This is a genomic window from Bordetella tumbae, assembly GCF_054780995.1.
In genome coordinates, this window is the sequence record NZ_BAAGVG010000023.1 from 202,871 (window position 1) to 219,430 (window position 16,560).

Annotated in this window: 16 protein-coding genes; 10 read left to right on the forward strand and 6 right to left on the reverse strand. The window is 58.4% G+C overall.

The annotated features are described in order from the left end of the window. Window positions 1–11 precede the first annotated feature (11 nt). From ACYVI2_RS23355 to ACYVI2_RS23390, 8 genes are all read left to right on the forward strand, one after another. Window positions 12–1,655 carry an arylsulfatase gene (locus ACYVI2_RS23355; RefSeq protein ID WP_415816722.1) on the forward strand — a complete coding sequence of 548 codons (1,644 nt, stop codon included), beginning with the start codon at window positions 12–14 and terminating at the stop codon, window positions 1,653–1,655. A gap of 76 nt (window positions 1,656–1,731) precedes the next feature. Next, the gene (locus ACYVI2_RS23360; RefSeq protein WP_415816724.1) at window positions 1,732–4,272 is read left to right on the forward strand and encodes a fused MFS/spermidine synthase; all 2,541 of its coding nucleotides are present in this window, start codon (window positions 1,732–1,734) and stop codon (window positions 4,270–4,272) included. Between the two features lie 124 nt (window positions 4,273–4,396). Beyond that, on the forward strand, window positions 4,397–5,194 hold the full coding sequence (locus ACYVI2_RS23365) for a bestrophin-like domain (protein ID WP_415816726.1): 798 nt from the start codon (window positions 4,397–4,399) through the stop codon (window positions 5,192–5,194). A 79-nt stretch (window positions 5,195–5,273) separates the two neighbouring features. After that, a complete protein-coding gene (locus ACYVI2_RS23370; protein ID WP_415816728.1) occupies window positions 5,274–6,236 on the forward strand; it encodes a hypothetical protein in 963 nt (320 codons plus the stop codon). 74 nt (window positions 6,237–6,310) lie between these two features. Next, window positions 6,311–7,495, forward strand: a complete 1,185-nt coding sequence (locus tag ACYVI2_RS23375) for a hypothetical protein (protein ID WP_415816730.1) — start codon at window positions 6,311–6,313, stop codon at window positions 7,493–7,495. A 99-nt stretch (window positions 7,496–7,594) separates the two neighbouring features. Beyond that, the gene (locus tag ACYVI2_RS23380) at window positions 7,595–8,872 is read left to right on the forward strand and encodes a DUF3300 domain-containing protein (protein ID WP_415816732.1); all 1,278 of its coding nucleotides are present in this window, start codon (window positions 7,595–7,597) and stop codon (window positions 8,870–8,872) included. Next, entirely contained in the window at window positions 8,869–9,717 is an 849-nt protein-coding gene (locus ACYVI2_RS23385; RefSeq protein WP_415816734.1) for a DUF2950 family protein, read from the forward strand. The genes ACYVI2_RS23380 and ACYVI2_RS23385 overlap by 4 nt, the downstream gene beginning before the upstream one ends. A gap of 49 nt (window positions 9,718–9,766) precedes the next feature. Continuing rightward, window positions 9,767–10,159 carry a hypothetical protein gene (locus ACYVI2_RS23390; protein WP_415816736.1) on the forward strand — a complete coding sequence of 131 codons (393 nt, stop codon included), beginning with the start codon at window positions 9,767–9,769 and terminating at the stop codon, window positions 10,157–10,159. A 6-nt stretch (window positions 10,160–10,165) separates the two neighbouring features. Here the strand turns inward: ACYVI2_RS23390 and ACYVI2_RS23395 are convergent, their stop codons facing one another. The 6 genes from ACYVI2_RS23395 to ACYVI2_RS23420 all read right to left on the reverse strand — a co-directional run bounded on the left by ACYVI2_RS23395 (window position 10,166) and on the right by ACYVI2_RS23420 (window position 14,883). Next, window positions 10,166–10,816, reverse strand: coding sequence for a LysE family translocator (locus ACYVI2_RS23395; protein WP_415816738.1), 651 nt, complete (start codon window positions 10,814–10,816; stop codon window positions 10,166–10,168). A gap of 142 nt (window positions 10,817–10,958) precedes the next feature. Continuing rightward, a complete protein-coding gene (gene hpaH, locus ACYVI2_RS23400) occupies window positions 10,959–11,741 on the reverse strand; it encodes a 2-oxo-hept-4-ene-1,7-dioate hydratase (RefSeq protein WP_415816740.1) in 783 nt (260 codons plus the stop codon). A gap of 9 nt (window positions 11,742–11,750) precedes the next feature. Continuing rightward, window positions 11,751–12,617 (reverse strand): fumarylacetoacetate hydrolase family protein, encoded by an 867-nt coding sequence (locus ACYVI2_RS23405; protein ID WP_415816742.1) that lies wholly within the window; start codon window positions 12,615–12,617, stop codon window positions 11,751–11,753. Then, window positions 12,614–13,489, reverse strand: a complete 876-nt coding sequence (locus tag ACYVI2_RS23410) for an amidohydrolase family protein (protein WP_415816744.1) — start codon at window positions 13,487–13,489, stop codon at window positions 12,614–12,616. Before ACYVI2_RS23410 ends, ACYVI2_RS23405 begins: the two co-directional genes overlap by 4 nt. Beyond that, entirely contained in the window at window positions 13,486–13,884 is a 399-nt protein-coding gene (locus ACYVI2_RS23415; protein WP_415816746.1) for a RidA family protein, read from the reverse strand. The genes ACYVI2_RS23410 and ACYVI2_RS23415 overlap by 4 nt, the downstream gene beginning before the upstream one ends. A 27-nt stretch (window positions 13,885–13,911) precedes the next feature. Continuing rightward, on the reverse strand, window positions 13,912–14,883 hold the full coding sequence (locus tag ACYVI2_RS23420; RefSeq protein WP_415816748.1) for a Bug family tripartite tricarboxylate transporter substrate binding protein: 972 nt from the start codon (window positions 14,881–14,883) through the stop codon (window positions 13,912–13,914). Between the two features lie 209 nt (window positions 14,884–15,092). Between ACYVI2_RS23420 and ACYVI2_RS23425 the strand changes: the two genes are divergently transcribed. Together ACYVI2_RS23425 and ACYVI2_RS23430 are read left to right on the forward strand one after the other, a co-directional pair. Then, window positions 15,093–15,725, forward strand: a complete 633-nt coding sequence (locus ACYVI2_RS23425) for a flavin reductase family protein (RefSeq protein WP_415816750.1) — start codon at window positions 15,093–15,095, stop codon at window positions 15,723–15,725. After that, complete coding sequence (locus ACYVI2_RS23430) at window positions 15,722–16,546, forward strand: IclR family transcriptional regulator (RefSeq protein WP_415816752.1); 825 nt, start codon at window positions 15,722–15,724, stop codon at window positions 16,544–16,546. The genes ACYVI2_RS23425 and ACYVI2_RS23430 overlap by 4 nt, the downstream gene beginning before the upstream one ends. Window positions 16,547–16,560 lie beyond the last annotated feature (14 nt).

The window sequence follows — 16,560 nt, forward strand, 5'->3', positions numbered from 1 at the left end:
GGAGAGCAGCGATGAAAGCAAGACGATGGCTGGGGGCGGCGATGTTGGCCGCGAGCGGACTTGCGATCACGGGCGGCGCGCCAGCGCAGGCTCAGAACTCGCAATCTAAACCGGCGGCAGAGGCCTCTGGCAAGAAACCCAATATTCTGGTGATCTTCGGTGACGACATCGGTCAAACCAACGTCAGTGCCTATGGTGACGGCGTGGTCGGCTATAGGACACCGAACATAGATCGCATCGCCAAAGAGGGGACGAGGTTTACCGATTACTACGCTGAGAATAGCTGCACGGCGGGCAGGTCTACGTTTATTACGGGGCAGGTGCCGCGTCGTACCGGGCTGTCCAAAGTGGGCATGCCGGGTGTTGCCGTTGGATTACAAGACAGGGATATCACGATTGCCCAAGCCTTGAAGTCCCATGGCTACAACACTGCGCAGTTTGGTAAAAATCATCTGGGCGACCGTGATGAGTATCTACCCACGAATCACGGGTTCGATGTGTTCTTTGGCAATCTTTACCACTTGAATGCCGAGGAAGAGCCCGAACGCCCGTATTGGCCAAAGAACGTAGCCGACGCGCCGAAAGGACAACCGGTAGCGCCTCCGCCCCGGGGTGTCATCAAATCCTCGGCTGACGGAAAGATCGAGGACACCGGTGCATTGACCCGTAAGCGAATGGAGACTATTGACGACGAAACTGTCGGTGCTGCGTTGGATTATCTTGACAAGAATGGCAAAGGCGACAAGCCGTTCTTTTTGTGGATGAATACCACGCGCATGCACGTCTATACCCACATCCGCCCCGAGCATCAGGGTAAGGCTGGCATGCCGGGCAATGCTTACGCAGATGGCATGTGGGAGCATGATCAGGATGTCGGTAAGTTGTTGAAGAAAATCGATGATCTGGGGATTGCGGACAACACCATTGTTATTTATACGACCGACAACGGGCCCAATCAGTTCAGCTGGCCGGATGCGGCGACGACTCCGTTCCGCAACGAGAAAAACTCGAATTGGGAAGGCGCCTACCGGGTGCCCGCCATGATTCGCTGGCCGGGACATGTTCCCGCAGGGGCGGTCAAAACGGGAATTGTCTCGGGGCTTGACTGGTTCCCCACGCTACTGGCCGCAGTCGGAGATAGCGACGTCAAGGAGAAATTGCTGAAAGGTTGGACTCCCAACGGCAGCAACAAGAGCTACAAAGTCCATTTGGATGGCTACAACCAATTGGACTATCTGACGGGCAAGAGCGACGACAGTGCTCGCCAGGATTTCTACTACTTCAACGACGACGGCTTGTTGGTCGCCATGCGATACAACAATTGGAAAGCGGTCTTTTGCGAGCAGCAGGCACCGGGTGGATTTAATGTGTGGAAGGACCCGTTTGTATGCTTGCGTGTACCTAAGCTGTTCAATTTGCGCATGGACCCGTATGAGCGTGCAGATGTCGTATCCAATCAATACTATGACTGGCTGGTGAAAAACGACTACCTGGTGCTCATGGCATCCATGAAGGCAGCCGAGTTCCTGCAGACCTTCCTGGAATGGCCGCCCAGCCAGCGTCCGGCGTCCTTCAGTGTTGATCAGGTACAAGCCGATGTAGACCGACAGGTCGAGCAGTATTTCGAAGATCAAGCCAAGAAGCAAGGCAAGTAAGAGAGGGAGTAGGGGGCGCAGCAAGCATGCTGCGTCCCCTATCTAAGTATTTCGCATAGGGTCTACCTCAAACGATATGAGTTCGTCTACACGCTCACTGCACGATGTATCTGGAGCCGCACCGGCCGCGGTGCGCACGGCGAGCCTGGCGACGCCAGCCATTCTGCTGGCGTTGTCTGGCATGTCTGCGTTGATTTTTCAGATTATCTGGATCAAGCAGCTGTCCTTGATTGTTGGTGTGGAAGTGCATGCGATTGCAGTAGCAATCAGTGCATTCTTTTTGGGGCTGGCGGCGGGCGGTTGGTGGCTGGGACGCAGAGCGGACCGCAGCGATCGGCCTGTGCGGGCCTATGTATGGATCGAGATGGGCATCGCTGTTGCAGCGATGGTTGTGACACAGATACTCGCACACGGGGCATTACCATTCGCCCGCGTGGAGCAACACAGCGCCTTCCTGGCCTGGTTGGCTGTAGTGGTGGTGATAGGTGTGGCACCGTTCCTGATGGGAGGCACGCTGCCCGTGCTGTTGCGCGCGGTCGGCGCAGGGCGCGTAGGGCGAGCGGGCGGTGTGCTATATGCCGCAAACACTACAGGAGCGATTCTCGGTGCATTGCTACCAGCGTTCATTCTTATCCCTGCATTGGGCGTGCAACGCACCGCTTGGGTAGCCGCAGGATTGAACGTGGTTGCCGCGATAGGCGCATGGCTATGGGGACGCGATGCGCGGCTGGGTATGGAGCCGGAGCGAACGCAGGAATCGCTGACAGGTTCTCCAGCATTGCCGTCGCGGGCGTGGTTGGCCATAGGCTTGTACGCGGTGGCCGGAGGGGTTGCGCTGGGCTATGAGGTGTTGTGGTCGCAGATGATCGTGCCTTTCATGAGCACGCGCGCTTTCGCCTTTTCTATCGTGCTGGGCGTTTATCTCGCCGGTTTGGCTATAGGCGCAGCGGTGTATGCGGCCTGGGAGCATCGGCTTGGAAATCCGTGGCGAGTGTTCGGGCTCTTGATCGCTTGTGCAGGTGTTTTGGCCTTGCTCGAGCTGGCGCTGCTGGGCCGCTGGCTAGTCAATGCGCAAAGCGTGGCGGAAACCGTGATTCAGGGGTGGACGCAAAGCAGGCTCGCCGGGATGAGTGCGCGCTTTGCGGTGGCGGCTGGCGTTATCGTGTTGCTGCCTACATTATTGTTGGGTGCGGCATTTCCCGCAGTGTTGCGCATCGCCGTGCCGTCCGCTCAACGTGGCCGGGGCGCAGGTGCGGTGCTGGCGGCCAACACGTTGGGGGGCATCGCAGGGACGGCGATGACGGCATTTGTTCTATTGCCGGCGCTGGGCACGGTTCGCAGTTTGGTGCTATTGGCATTGATGGCCTGCGCAGTCGGGCTGATCGCAGTCTGGCAAGCCCGGCCTGTGGCCGCCATGGCTCGTACGGTGACGGCAGCGCTGGCAGTTGGCGTGTTGATCATTGGATGGTCTCTCGCGCCGAACCACCTCGCGCGACTATTACCGGGTGCTCAAGGCAATGATCTCGTGTTCTATGAGGAGAATCACGGCGGCACTGTCGCCGTCGTGGAAAGCGGCAGCGGTGACCATCGATTCCATCGGCTTTATATCCAGGGCGTGTCGAACTCCGGTGACGCGATGCCGTCCTTGCGCTATATGCGGCTGCAAGCGCTTTTGCCGCTGATTGTGCACAACGCAGAGCCGCGATCGGCGCTGGTGATCGGCTATGGCACGGGCATTACCGCTGGTGCATTATCGCGTTATCCTTCATTGGACCAACGGGTCGTGGCCGAACTATTGCCTGGTGTGTTGCACGCAGCGCCTTTTTTCAAAGGTACTTATTCCGCCGCCGAGGATCCTGGCCTGGATGTCCGATTGCGCGATGGCCGGCGCGAGTTGCTGGTCAGTGACCAGCGTTATGACTTGATTACGCTGGAGCCGCCTCCGCCGTCTGCGGCAGGGGTGGTGAATCTCTATTCCCGTGATTTCTACACCCTGGCGGCAGATCGTCTGAATCCCGATGGCATCGTGGCCCAATGGCTGCCGTTGCCTACACAGAATCTGGACGACACACGCGCGCTGGTCGCGGCTTTCATCGATGTCTTCCCTCATGCCTCGCTCTGGACCACGGAGTTGCATGAGATGCTGCTGATCGGCTCGATAAAGCCTTTGTCGCTGGACGCTACCCGTATCGATGCGCGTTTTTCGCAACCCAAGGTGCGGGAGGCGTTGACCGAAGTGGGTGTTGCCTCGTCAGCGGCGCTATTGGCGACCTGGGTGACCGATCGAGAGGGCCTGGTGCGCTTTGTCGATCAGATGCCGGCAGTGACGGACGATTTCCCCGCGATCGAGTATGCGCCGTGGGTACGGCAGCGTGAGATCACCCGGACATTGCCAGCATTACTTGCCTTGCGTAAGGACCCGCCGATACAAGGAGCCGATTCGACTCTGATGGCCGAAATTGATAACGAGAGAAGCAAGCTCGACGTGTTTTACAGGTCGGCCTTGTCCGCGTATCAAGGCGATCGCCAAGGTTGGGCGCGAGAGGCCAGCGCATTAGGGCAGGCGGCTCAGGACAATGCCTATTTGCGTTGGTTTGTCGGCGGTCCGGGGCAGTGATTTCTATACGGCCTTCCATTCACTTCAATGTACAGGAGATAAACGGCGAAATCTGACGGTTTAGTTTGACTTTCCCTGCGTGTCATTTTTGGTCCTTTTCGGTCCTTTGGGTGCATGGTGACCTATGAGCTATTCCTTGATTCTCGTCAGCCTTGTTGTAGTGTTCTTTTGTGTGTTGTATGGCGCCATTCAGGTTGGGCGTTATGTGGGTAAACGCGATCACTCGGATGAAGGCGGCAGCCGATCTGGTGCGGCGGCTATCGAAGCGTCCGTTTTCGCGCTATTGGGTTTATTGGTGGCTTTCACCTTTTCGGGTGCCTCCCAGCGGATGGTGGAGCGCCGCAACCTGCTGGTCCAGGAGGTCAACGCCATTGGCACCGCCTGGCTGCGTATCGACATGATTAATGCCGCGGACCAGCCCGGGCTGCGCGAACAGTTTCGGCGTTACGTGGATGAGCGCATCAACTATTACCGGAACGTCGCCGATCTGGATCAGCGTGACGTGATTGCAAACAACGTGGGCGCAATACAGAAGGAAATCTGGGCCTCATCCATGCAGGCCGCAACGCGCAGTACACCGCCGTTTGCTGCGGCGTACGCCAGTGCAGTGAACGAGATGTTCGATGTGTCCACGGCACAGACTGTGGCTCAGAAAGTGCATCCGCCAATAGTGACCTATCTGTTTCTGGCCATTCTGGCTGTGGTTTGCGGCTACTTTGTCGGCCTGAATCTGGCAAAAGGAGGGCGGGGCGGATTTATCCATCAAGCGTTATATGCCTTGGTGATGACTACCGCGCTATACATCATTATTGATTTCGAGTTTCCCAGGATTGGAGTCATCCGTATCGATCAAAACGATGCGCTGTTAGTTGCACAGCGCGACTCGATGAACGATCCCCCTGGGCAGTCCCAGCAGCGGTGAGATTGGTAGCTGAAGCCATGATCAATCAGTATCTTGTGAGGCAGCAGTGAGAGCGAGATATTTGTTCGGAAAGCCACGGATGGCCAGGGCAGCGATTCAGTTCGCGAGCTGGGGGCTCGCGTTATGCTCCTTGTCGGGGGGAACATTGGCGACGGCGCAATCGACCGTGCGGTTGACGAAAGACGATCTGCAAAAACGGGCTAATGGCGTCCTGGCGTTGATGTCGTTTTCGATCGTTCCCGACATCACGACCAGCGCTTTGTCGATAGGCAGTGGTAGTGCTGGAACGTCGGGTTCCAGCGATTTCTATATGACACAGCTGGGCGGTGGCGACACGCTGTCTCAATCGGTGCCTATCTACATGGAAGGCGTCCTGGCGGCCAGCCGCTACGATCCGACTTTTGTGGCAACCCAAGGCGCTGAGCAGCGGCGTATTCCTACTAAATGGAACAGTTTATCGGCTACCGGCGGCATTGGTTGGGATTTCAAACTGACCGATGAGTTGAAATTTCGGCCGATTTTCAACTTTGCGCTCGGTAACGTGACGAGTGATTTGCGCGCCGCCAGCTGGTATGTAGGGAGGCGAACCGGACGTGATATTGACTTTCTGGATAGAGGATCCCTGAATGCCTACGGCCTGGGTGGGTCCGTCATGTTGGACTATGAACATTATCGGCCCGGCTACGAGGTGGATGTCGAATTGCGTTATTCCGATATCAGGCTCAAGAGCTTTGCCAGCTCTGCGGCAGTGCAAGGCAGAGCGTCGGCACGTTCAGCGAATCTGTGGGCGAGATATCGCGCACCGACGGGAATGATGCTGCTGCAACGGCCACTGCGCTACGTGTTGGAGCTGACGCATTCGGAGTTTCTCGGGGACCAGCGCGGTGTGCTGGGGTTTGACCGGCTGACATCCGTGGGAGCGGGGCTGGAGTTGGACTCGAGCGCTTACAACGTCGTCGTTACGCGTACCCGGCTGGTGGGGCGTTATGTGTTTGGCAACAATGTCTCGGGCTTTTCCGTCGGGTTGGCAGTGAGCTTTTGACTGAATCGTGCCGGTCAGGTGCACCGGCGATATGACACGGTAGTCTGTGTCGGTGTGGTATCCCGGAGGTGGATATGGGGACGACGCAATTGAGGGAACGTGACGCCGAGCCATTTTCGCTGGTGCGCGACGACCTGTTTTACCGGTTGCAGCGCCGGATCGGGCTGATTCCTGCTCATGGAGATGGGATCAAGCGCCGTGCGCTTGTGTATGCCTTGGTCGCATGGCTGCCGTTGGTCATCGCTTCGTGGCTGGCAGGTACCGTTGTCGAATCAGCAGGAATTGCCGAGCCTCTGCTTGGGCACATAGGTATTCATGCGCGTTGCTTGATTGCGATTCCACTGCTTGTGCTCGCAGAGGGACTGGCGCAGCAGATGATCCCTCTATTCATGCGGGAGTTTCGCCGGACAGAGTTGATAGGAGACGGTCAGCGCGAACGCTTTGAAAAGGTTCTCGTCGATGTAATCCGGCTGCGTAACCGGGCGTTCCCCTGGGTGATCATTGTGGGCTTGGTCTCAACCTGGACAGCTGCATTTTTCCTCACCCCCAATCGAGACGAAATCGAGTGGGCAGGGGCAAACAGCCGTAGTCTGGCCTTTGGTGCATGGTGGTTCCTGCTGGTGACGCGTCCCATTTTTTCGATATTGTTGCTAGCGTCAATATGGCGATTGGTCCTGTTAGGGATCTTGCTGTTTCGCATCGCCCGGTTGCCTTTACAGCTGGTGGTCATGCATCCGGACAGGTTTGCAGGGTTGGGGTTCTTGGATCGTCTGCCGGTGATCTACAGCCCCTTCATTCTGTCTGTATCAGCCGTGATGGCGGGTGCATGGGCTCATGGTGTTTTCTATCATGATGTGGCGGTGCCTTCCCTATATATACAGATGGCGGTGCTGCTGATCGTGCTGGTATTGATCGGGTTGGCGCCATTATTGGTGTTTTCCCCCATGTTGGTCAGGGCCAAGAAAAAAGCATTGCTTGATTATGGCGTGCTGTTGGCCAAACATGGGCGGGCAGTGGATGCACGCTGGATCGCGCAACGTGAAGTACCCGATTTGCCGATGCTGAATGCGCCAGAGTTGGGGCCTGTCGCGGATATCCAGGCGCTATACCAATCCGTTGCATCGATGCGGCCGGTGCTCGTGAACAAATCCATTTTGCTCAAGATCGTAGCCCCTGCCGCATTGCCATTATTGCTGTTGGTGGCGACACAATGGCCGCTCAAGAGTACGCTGACTAAATTGTTGTTCACCTTGCTGTAAATCCGGAGGCCGTTTGGCGCAGGTGTGGTCTGTCAAGATTATTGTGCCGTGATTGAGAGAGTTCTACGAAGCGATTCACTTTTCTGGCGGGAGACTTCCATGAGATGGCTATTAAGGTATTGCATTGCTTTATTCGCGCTATTGTGTTTGAGTCCGCCGGGGTATGCGCAGTCCAGACTGAGCAACGAGCAGCTTGACCAAATGCTCGCACCGGTGGCGCTCTATCCCGATGCCTTGCTGTCGCAAGTGCTGATGGCGGCTACCTATCCCGACGATGTGGCTGCGGCCGCGAAATGGTCTGCGCAGCATACGAATCTCAGCGGCGATGAGGCGGTAAAAGCTGTCCAGAACCAGCCCTGGGACCCCAGTGTGCTGTCGTTAGCAGCGTTCCCGTCAGTACTGGATATGATGGGCAGGCAGCCGGACTGGGTTAAATCGGTGGGTGACGCCTTTCTGGACCAGCCAGATGACGTGATGAACTCCGTGCAGCGATTGCGATTGCAGGCGCAAAAAGCGGGATCGCTGAACAGCAATGCCCAGCAGACGGTGACCACGTCCACTCAAGGCGGATCGACGGTTGTCAGCATTGCTCCCGCGTCGCCGAGCGTCGTGTACGTGCCGACCTATAACCCCACGACCGTCTACGGCACATGGCCTTATCCCTCATATCCCCCGGCGTACTATCCGCCGCCGCCAGGGTCCGTATTCGCTTCTGCGCTGGTGTCGGGATTGGCGTTTGGCACAGGTGTCGCCATTGTCGATTCGCTGTGGGGCGGTTTTGATTGGGACCACCATGATGTCGATATTGACGTGAATCGCTACAACAATATCAACGTCAACAGGAGACTAGATGCCAGCCGTTCCAATGTCAATTGGAATCACGATCCATCACGCAGGGGAAATACGCCATATCGAAGCGCAGACACCAGACAGCGTTTTGATGATCAACGCGTTCGCACCCAGCGAAATCAGGGCGACCGAACGCTGGGGACGGCTGCCAGACCGAGCGGGGGACAGCAAGATCGCCGGGAACATGCGCAGGCCGTCATGCGTCAGCATGAAACCTCCAATGCGGGGGCACGAGGGGCCGGCCATCGGCAAACAGGAACCAATCGTGCGCAGACCGGTGGTGCCCATCACGCACAGAGTCGCGGCAATGCACAGGCCGCTGCTATCAATCGGTCCAGGGACAACAATCGGGACAACGCTTTGCGTGGCGTTAATAGTCCTGCGCACACGCGTAACGCGAGCAATGCGCGCACTGGCCAGGCCAGACCGGCCGTGCATCACGAGCAGCGGCGCATGTCAGCCCCATCGCATCAGGGTGGCGCTCTGCGCGGAGGCGGTCAACATGGACGCGGAGGGATACGGAGATGAAACGGATCAGCCAAAACATTATTCGCCAAGCCACCTTGAGCGTGGGCCTGGCCACCGCGCTGGGAATAGGAGGGCAGGTGTTTGCCCAGGCGGTTTACCCGACGGCCGACGCGGCTGCCGAGGCCTTGGTTTCGTCTATCGCCACGGGCGATCAAGACAAGCTCAAGCACGTGCTCGGCGCGGACTTTCACCGTTATGTCCCCCGAGATAGCGTGTCACAGGATGACGTGTATGCCTTTTTAGCCGCATGGTCGCAGCGTCATGAAGTGGTCGGCACCAGTGAGACGTCTGCGGCGCTCGTCGTGGGACAGCACGACTGGTCCTTTCCCGCGCCTATCGTAAAAAGCAGGCAGGGGTGGCGATTCGACGTGCGCGAAGGCGCCAGGGAAATGCAGCATCGGCGTATTGACCGCAACGAGTTCGCGGCAATACAGACCCTGCAGGTCCTATGCGCGGCGCAAGAGCGTTATCGCTCTTCGGTGGGCCAAGGCAAGGCGGCTGAGAGAATCGTCAGCCGCGAGGGCCAATATGATGGATTGTATTGGGACCCTGCGGGGCAGTCTTCGCCGCAAAGCCCGCTCACTGACGATGCGCTGGTCATGGGGCCGGACGTCCCTGCCGATGCGGCGCTGCACGGCTATCGGTACGCGATCCTGTTGCCTGCTGACGAAACGGGATGCGCTTTTGCCGCGTGGCCTGCCAGATATGGACAGTCCGGTGTGAACAGCTTTGTGATCGGCCGCGATGGGACCATACGCGAAAGAGATTTCGGCAGGGCAGCAACGATCAAGGATTATCAACGAGTGGGGCAGGCGAACTCCAGTTGGACGCAAGCCGTTCCCTGATCGAGCGTCGGCACAGACTACAATGAATCATCAACGTAGGAGAATCACGATGAAAGTATCCCGTCGCAATGTAACGCTATCGGCAATGGCGCTTGCAGTGCTATTGGCCGGTGAGGGCGCTTGGGCGCAAGCCTATAGCGCGTTTTCCACCGACACGATTTACGGTTCGTTAAAGCACGAAGAAGCCGTCTCGTTCAACAAAGCGGCGGTAGGTGTTCTTGAAAACACCCAGGACAATGCGACGACCTTGTGGAGCAGTCCCACCAAACGCCGAACACCCATTACGGCAAAACTGAATGCAGACGGTGTTCAGCAACAAAACGGTATGCCATGCCGCTTGCTGCATTCGCGTTTGGAGCGGGGGCCAAACCATGAAAGTTGGGAATTTCTGTTTTGCCAGAAAGACGGCCAATGGAAGGCGGTTTCCCAGACGTTGCGATGAATCGCGTTAGCGGGACGGCGAGCTGATCGGATCTCGGTTAAGTATCAACCACCCGGCAATGCCCAACATGGCAACGCCCAGCAGGCCGTCCTGCACACGCATAAACCACGCATTGCGGGTCAACCAGCCCCGGATCCGTGACGCGCCATACGCGTAGATCGCGCCCGTCACCAGCCCCAGCATTTTGGAAAACACGCCCAATACCAGCATCTGCACCCATACCGGGCCGCGGGCCGGGTCGGTAAATTGCGGCAGAAAGGCGATCATGAAGATGAACACCTTGGGGTTGAGCAAGTTGGTCATGAATCCCTGCCAATAGGCATCGCGGGCGCTGCCTGGCTGGGCGGTGAGGCTGGTGGCGGTGGCCCGGGCACAGCGGCGCAATGCGCGAATGCCCAGATAGACCAGATAGATTGCGCCCAGAACCTTGACCGCGGCAAACAGGGTCTGAGATTCCTTGAAAATCGCCGCCAAGCCCAGCACGACCAGCGGCACCTGCACAAATCCTGCCGACCAGTTTCCCAGCACGCTGATCCACGCCGTGCGAAACCCTTGTGTCATACCCCGCGTGAGCGTCAACGCCATGTCCGGGCCTGGGGTGAGTTTGAGCGCCAGATCGGCGGCCAGATACAGCAGGAACACGTGCAGGGTGGGCATGAGGGCGGGAATGCGGTGCTGGATGGGGAGCCGCTATTATGCGCCATCCTGCAATGGCTAGGTCAGCTCAACGCAATGCCGCACCGGCATCGTGGCGCGCCCGCGACGGCCGAAGGTTTCCTGGCGCCCCTTATGAAGGCCCTTAGGAGAAATGCACGGAAATGCTGCCCAATGGGCCGTAATCGGCATGCAAGGTATCGCCCCGTGCGACGGCCACGGTACGAGTGAACGAGCCCGCGAGCACAATGTGACCAGCTTGGAGGCCGGTGTCGTGTTGTGCCAGTTTGTTGGCGAGCCAGGCGACGGCCAAGCCAGGATGGCCCAGTACCGCAGCGGACACGCCGGACTCTTCGATAACGCCGTTTTTGAGCAGCAGCCCAGCGACCCAACGCAGATCGACATCGAGGGGTTTGACAGGGCGGCCCCCCAGCACAATCCCGGCGCAGGCGGCGTTATCGGCGATGTTGTCGACAATGCGGCGAGGGTACTGGCTGCGGCCGTCAATGAGTTCCAAGGCGGGCACCACATAGTCGGTGGCGTCCAGCACATCGAACAGGCTGACATTCGGGCCGCTCAAGGGCTTGCCCAGCACAAAGGCCAGTTCCATTTCGACGCGGGGGACGATGAGTGTTTCGGTCGGGATGGTTTCACCATCCTGATAGAACATGGTGTCCAGCAAATGGCCATAGTCCGGTTCGTTGATGCCTACCGTACTTTGCATGGCCTTGGATGTCAGGCCGATTTTGTGGCCGCGCAGGACTGCGCCGCGGCTAAGCTTGTCATCGATGATTCTTTTCTGGATCGCATAGGAATCCGCGATGTCGATATCGGGAAAAAGACGATCCAGCTGCTGGCAGGGGACACCGCTGCGTTCGGCCTCTATCAGCAGTGTGGCGGCGCGCTCGCGGTCGGTTGCGTTGAGCATGTCGGTTCCTTAAGGATGAGAGATCAATTCGTCGGCCACCGGATTCGACAGCACACCTATGCCCGAGACCTCGACCTCTACCACGTCACCAGGTTTCAGAAACCGCGGGGGAGTAAACCTCACGCCCGCACCGATAGGCGTCCCGGTAGAGATGACATCCCCCGGCTTCAGAGTGGTCCAGATCGAGATATAGCGAATCAATTCGGCAAAAGGGAACATCAGATTGTCCGTGCGGTCTTGCTGGCGCAGCTCGCCGTTGACACGTGTGCGGACTTCGAGAGGCGCATTGGGATCGAATTCATCGCTTGTCACCATCCAGGGACCCATTGATCCACTGGCGTCGAAGTTCTTGCCCTGGGTGACGTTGAATTTGCCGTGTTTCAGCCAGTCGCGTACGGTGCCTTCGTTCAGGCAGGTCAGGGCGGCAATATGATCCCAGGCATTGTCGGCCGATATGCGGCGGCCCGCTTTGCCTATGATCAGCGCGATTTCTCCTTCGTAATCGAGCTGCTCGGACTCGGGCGGGCGTAGCAACGGTTGGCCATGTCCGACAAAAGATCCTGGGAACCGCGGAAATACGCTGGGATAGGCGGGTGGCGCGCTGCCGTCCTTGTATTCTTCGTTGCGATTGCCATAGTTGACACCGACACAGATGATTTTTTCCGGTGCGGTGATGGGCGGCAAGAGACGGACTTGGTCCAGGCGCAAGCTCGCGGCTCGCTCGGCGGCCAACCGTTGCAGTATGGGCAAGGCTTGAGCAGTCAATACGTCTTTCAGGCTGTCATAGCCTAGATCGTCCAGCGCCACGATGTGCTCGCTATCACGCAATGCGCCAAAGCCGATACGTCCTTGGTGTTCGTACGAAAGCAGTTTCATTGATTGAATCCAAACAGGCGGGCCGGATTGTCGACCAGGATTTTTTGCAGCATGGCGGCATCGCCGGCATAACGGGCCAGTTGATCCACCAACTGTCCTTCGTCGGGAGTCGCCTTGACGGAAACGGGGTGAGGCCAGTCGCTGCCCCATACAATGCGGTCAGGGTTGGCTGCGATGAGCGTACGGGCTAACGGCACGACGTCATCCCAGGGGTAGCCCGTCTTGGACAGCTTTTCCGTGAGCGACAGCATGACCCAGAAATTGCCGCGCTGTAGCAATTCCTGCAGCTTGCGCAACGTCGGGTCGTTGGCGCCGGCAGCCGGATCTGCGCGCCCCATATGATCCAGCAGTACGGGGATATCCAGATTTTCGAACTGCTCGGCTTGCGCCATCATGCCGTCAGGTTCGGGCTGGAATTTGGCGTACCAGCCCAGTTCTCGGATGCGACCAATCGCCCGGTCAAACACCGCGGGCTCCATACTGATGCCCAGGCCCTGGCGGCTAAAGCGTGCGCCTCGGACACCGGCATCGTGCAGCTTGGCAATATAGGCATCATCGCGTTCTGCCAGGACAGCCGCGTTGGCGCAGCCTCGATAATTTGGCCCGGCGGCAGCCAGGCCATCGAGTACGACTTGGTGATCGGCGCCATATGTGGTGGCTTGCACGATGACACCGCGTTCAATGCCCAGCAACTTGTGCAAACGCAGTGCGACGTCGATCGTGGCGCTGGGCATTTCGTAGGCGGCACCAGCGCGTACGGGATAACGCTCGGCCGGACCGAACACATGGAATTGACTATCACACGCGCCGCGCGGCAGCGAGGTTCTGGGCGCAGTGGGAGAGGGATGAAAGACCTGATATTGTGAGCTCAACGTGTGGCCTCTTTGTCATTCAGTATCGCAATGAAGTCGCATTCGATCAGCTTGTCGCCGTCCAGGTCGGCTTGCATCGTGTGGCGGGCGGGCCGGTTTTGGGGATCAGGAAAATCACGCAGCCACACCGCGTTCAATGCCGCACGTTGGCTGCGATCCCGCATCCAGACGGTCATCTTGATGATGTTGGCGAGCGATCCGCCACCGGCCTCGACGATGCGGCGCACATGGTCGAACATCAGTTCGCATTGGCGCTCGATCGTGCTGCCATAGGCGCCTGTGGCAGGGTCGGTGCCTTGGATGCTGCCTGAATACAGCAGGTTGTCGATGCGGCTGGCCGCAGGAATGGGATTCTTATGGCTAAAGCCATCGGCGTAGATACTGCGTCGTGTCATGGAGAAATCCAGGAATCGATGTGGGGATTAATTCGCGGTGATGCCCGCGCGTTCGATGATCGGGGTCCATCGCGCGTCTTCGGCGGCCAGGTATTTCGTGAATGCCTCAGGCGTGCTCGCGCGTGCTTGAGCGCCGAGGTCGTCAAAGCGTTGAATGATGGTGGGATCGGCCAGGACCTGGGTCAACGCGGCGCTGAGACGATTCAGAATGTCGGGTGGCGTGCCTTTCGGGGCCAACAATCCCGTGAATGTTGCCGCCTCCATGCCGGATATCCCGGCCTCGGCAAAGGTGGGCACGTCCGGCATCGACGGCACGCGCTTGGCTGTCGTGACGGCCAAGGCGCGCAAACGGCCCTCCTTGACGTATGGCAAGGCGACCGAAATCTGATCAAAGTTGAAATCCACTTGGCCTCCGATCAGGTCGGTGGTAGCGGGCGAATTGCCTTTGTAGTGGGCCGTCGTCCAGTGCGCGCCGGTCAGCGACTGCAGCAGCTCGCTCACCAGGTGATTCGTAGTGCCTGCGCCGGGCGAAGCCATGGTGAGCCTGTTGGGATCCTGCTTTGCCATTGCGATCAGATCGCTCATTGTCTTCACCGGCAATTTGGGATTCACCTGCAATACCAGCGGGGTGTACGAGATCGAACTGATAGGTTCGAAATCGCGGTCCCATTTATAAGCCTGGCGATTGAAAATCAGCGGACTGAACAGTAGCGGTCCATTGGCTGCCATGAACAAGGTGTAGCCGTCCGGCTCAGCGCGGGCAACTTGCTCGCCGGCGATCATGCCGCCTGCGCCGGGCTTGTTGTCGACGATGAATGGTTGACCCAGCGCGGCTTGCAATCCCGGCGCAATCAGGCGCGCGGCAACGTCCACATTGCCACCGGGAGGATAGGGAACCACGATTTTTACAGGTTTGTCGGGCCATGCCGCGACGCTGAGCGAGGCGTATGCACTGAGCGCGATCGCAGCGCAAGTTCGCAGGATGAGTGGGAAATGCATGTCGGTCTCCTGGTTCGTTTTTGTCGTGTTTCTGTTGTGTTGGAACTCTAAAAACTTGCTCCCTAACCGACAATCGAGAAATTCGAAAAAAGTCCGAATATTGGACTTAATCAGGAATCTGCCAGAGCAGCATCGCAAACCACATCCGCAAACCCGGGAGAATATCGGTACTTTGTAGTTCAATATACGGACTGAAAAAGAGACGTCTCATGCGCATTTCTGCCCCCGACCTCAACCCCGAACAGATTTACCGGCTCATGAGCGGCATCGTGGTGCCGCGACCGATCGCCTGGATCAGCAGCCTGAACGCCCATGGGCAAGTCAATCTGGCGCCTTTCAGTTGCTATACCTTTGTGTCCAATACGCCCCCCATGATTGGCGTGAACATCGGGCGCAAGGCCGGCACACGAAAGGACACTGCCAACAACATCGTCACACACGGCCATTTTGTGGTGAATATCGGCGACGAGACGCTGCTTGATGCAATCCATATGAGCGCCGAGGAACATCCGCCAGAGGTGAGCGAGGCGCAGCTGTTGGGACTGTCGGTCCTGCCGGGCGAGGCCATTGCCACGCCGCGTATTGCCGAGGCGCCTATCAGCCTGGAATGCCGGTTCCATAGCGCGACACCCTATGGCTACACGGGGGCCGAGTTTTACGTAGGCGAAGTGCTGGTGTTCCATATTCGCGATGGGTTGCTGCAGGACGGCAAGATCGACACCACACAATTGCGGCCGATCTGCCGTATCGGCGGCCCGAACTATGCGTCGCTGGGTCCCATCGTGACCAAACGTGCAATACGCCAGACGGCCAAGACGGTGATGGCGGGGGATTCCACATGAGCACGACCTCGACGGAAGATTCGGCAGGCGGCGCGCAGACGGTGCGCCGCGCATTAAGCATCCTGCGTCTGGTGGCCTGCGGCCAGGAACGTGGCGTCAGGTTGATTGATCTGGTGCGTATGTCCGGATTGAATCGGCCAACGGTGCATCGCTTGCTCAAGACGCTGATCCAGGAAGGCGCCGTTGAGCAGGACACGGATACGCGGCGTTATTTGATTGGGCCGGAAATCAGTTTGCTGGGATTGGCGCGGACGCGGCGTTTTCCATTGTTGACGGTGGCGGATCCCTATCTGCGGGAGCTCGCTGACGAAGTGGGCGATACGGTGTTCCTGAGCATTCGGCATGGACACGACTCGATCTGTATCGGGCGCCATACAGGACATCACCCGATTCAGGTGCTTTCCATCGAGGTCGGTGTGCGGCGCCCTTTGGGGCTTGGGGTGTCCGGGGTGGCATTGCTCGCTTGTCTGTCTCCCGAGGAAAGCGTTTCTTTGGTACAGCAGAATGCTACGCGTCTGGAGGTGCAGGGTGAACACGTCCATGACGTTCTCGCCAGTGTCGAACAGGCGCGTGCGCTGGGCGGCCTGGCGCACAAACCCGCCGGGTTGATGCCGGGCACGAGCGCGGTAGCCGTTCCCATCACGGGCACAGATGGCCAGGCGTTGGGGGCCGTTACCGTGACGGCGATGGCCGAGCGGCTGGCCGAACAGCGCTTTCCTATGGTGGTGGAGCGTATGCGCCAAGCAGCGGCAGCTATTGCAGCGCGTCAAGCGCGCGTTTCCGATAGGCACCTCGAGGGGCAGCGATCACGCTCAGTCTGATCCCGCATCGAGTC

What these genes read in the sequence shown, in the direction of transcription:
- ACYVI2_RS23355 (WP_415816722.1), top strand. Translation starts at nt 12, where the DNA reads ATGAAAGCAAGACGATGGCTGGGGGCGGCGATGTTGGCCGCGAGCGGA.
- ACYVI2_RS23360 (WP_415816724.1), top strand. Translation starts at nt 1,732, where the DNA reads ATGAGTTCGTCTACACGCTCACTGCACGATGTATCTGGAGCCGCACCG.
- ACYVI2_RS23365 (WP_415816726.1), top strand. Translation starts at nt 4,397, where the DNA reads ATGAGCTATTCCTTGATTCTCGTCAGCCTTGTTGTAGTGTTCTTTTGT.
- ACYVI2_RS23370 (WP_415816728.1), top strand. Translation starts at nt 5,274, where the DNA reads ATGGCCAGGGCAGCGATTCAGTTCGCGAGCTGGGGGCTCGCGTTATGC.
- ACYVI2_RS23375 (WP_415816730.1), top strand. Translation starts at nt 6,311, where the DNA reads ATGGGGACGACGCAATTGAGGGAACGTGACGCCGAGCCATTTTCGCTG.
- ACYVI2_RS23380 (WP_415816732.1), top strand. Translation starts at nt 7,595, where the DNA reads ATGAGATGGCTATTAAGGTATTGCATTGCTTTATTCGCGCTATTGTGT.
- ACYVI2_RS23385 (WP_415816734.1), top strand. Translation starts at nt 8,869, where the DNA reads ATGAAACGGATCAGCCAAAACATTATTCGCCAAGCCACCTTGAGCGTG.
- ACYVI2_RS23390 (WP_415816736.1), top strand. Translation starts at nt 9,767, where the DNA reads ATGAAAGTATCCCGTCGCAATGTAACGCTATCGGCAATGGCGCTTGCA.
- ACYVI2_RS23395 (WP_415816738.1), bottom strand. Translation starts at nt 10,816, where the DNA reads ATGCCCACCCTGCACGTGTTCCTGCTGTATCTGGCCGCCGATCTGGCG.
- hpaH (WP_415816740.1), bottom strand. Translation starts at nt 11,741, where the DNA reads ATGCTCAACGCAACCGACCGCGAGCGCGCCGCCACACTGCTGATAGAG.
- ACYVI2_RS23405 (WP_415816742.1), bottom strand. Translation starts at nt 12,617, where the DNA reads ATGAAACTGCTTTCGTACGAACACCAAGGACGTATCGGCTTTGGCGCA.
- ACYVI2_RS23415 (WP_415816746.1), bottom strand. Translation starts at nt 13,884, where the DNA reads ATGACACGACGCAGTATCTACGCCGATGGCTTTAGCCATAAGAATCCC.
- ACYVI2_RS23420 (WP_415816748.1), bottom strand. Translation starts at nt 14,883, where the DNA reads ATGCATTTCCCACTCATCCTGCGAACTTGCGCTGCGATCGCGCTCAGT.
- ACYVI2_RS23425 (WP_415816750.1), top strand. Translation starts at nt 15,093, where the DNA reads ATGCGCATTTCTGCCCCCGACCTCAACCCCGAACAGATTTACCGGCTC.
- ACYVI2_RS23430 (WP_415816752.1), top strand. Translation starts at nt 15,722, where the DNA reads ATGAGCACGACCTCGACGGAAGATTCGGCAGGCGGCGCGCAGACGGTG.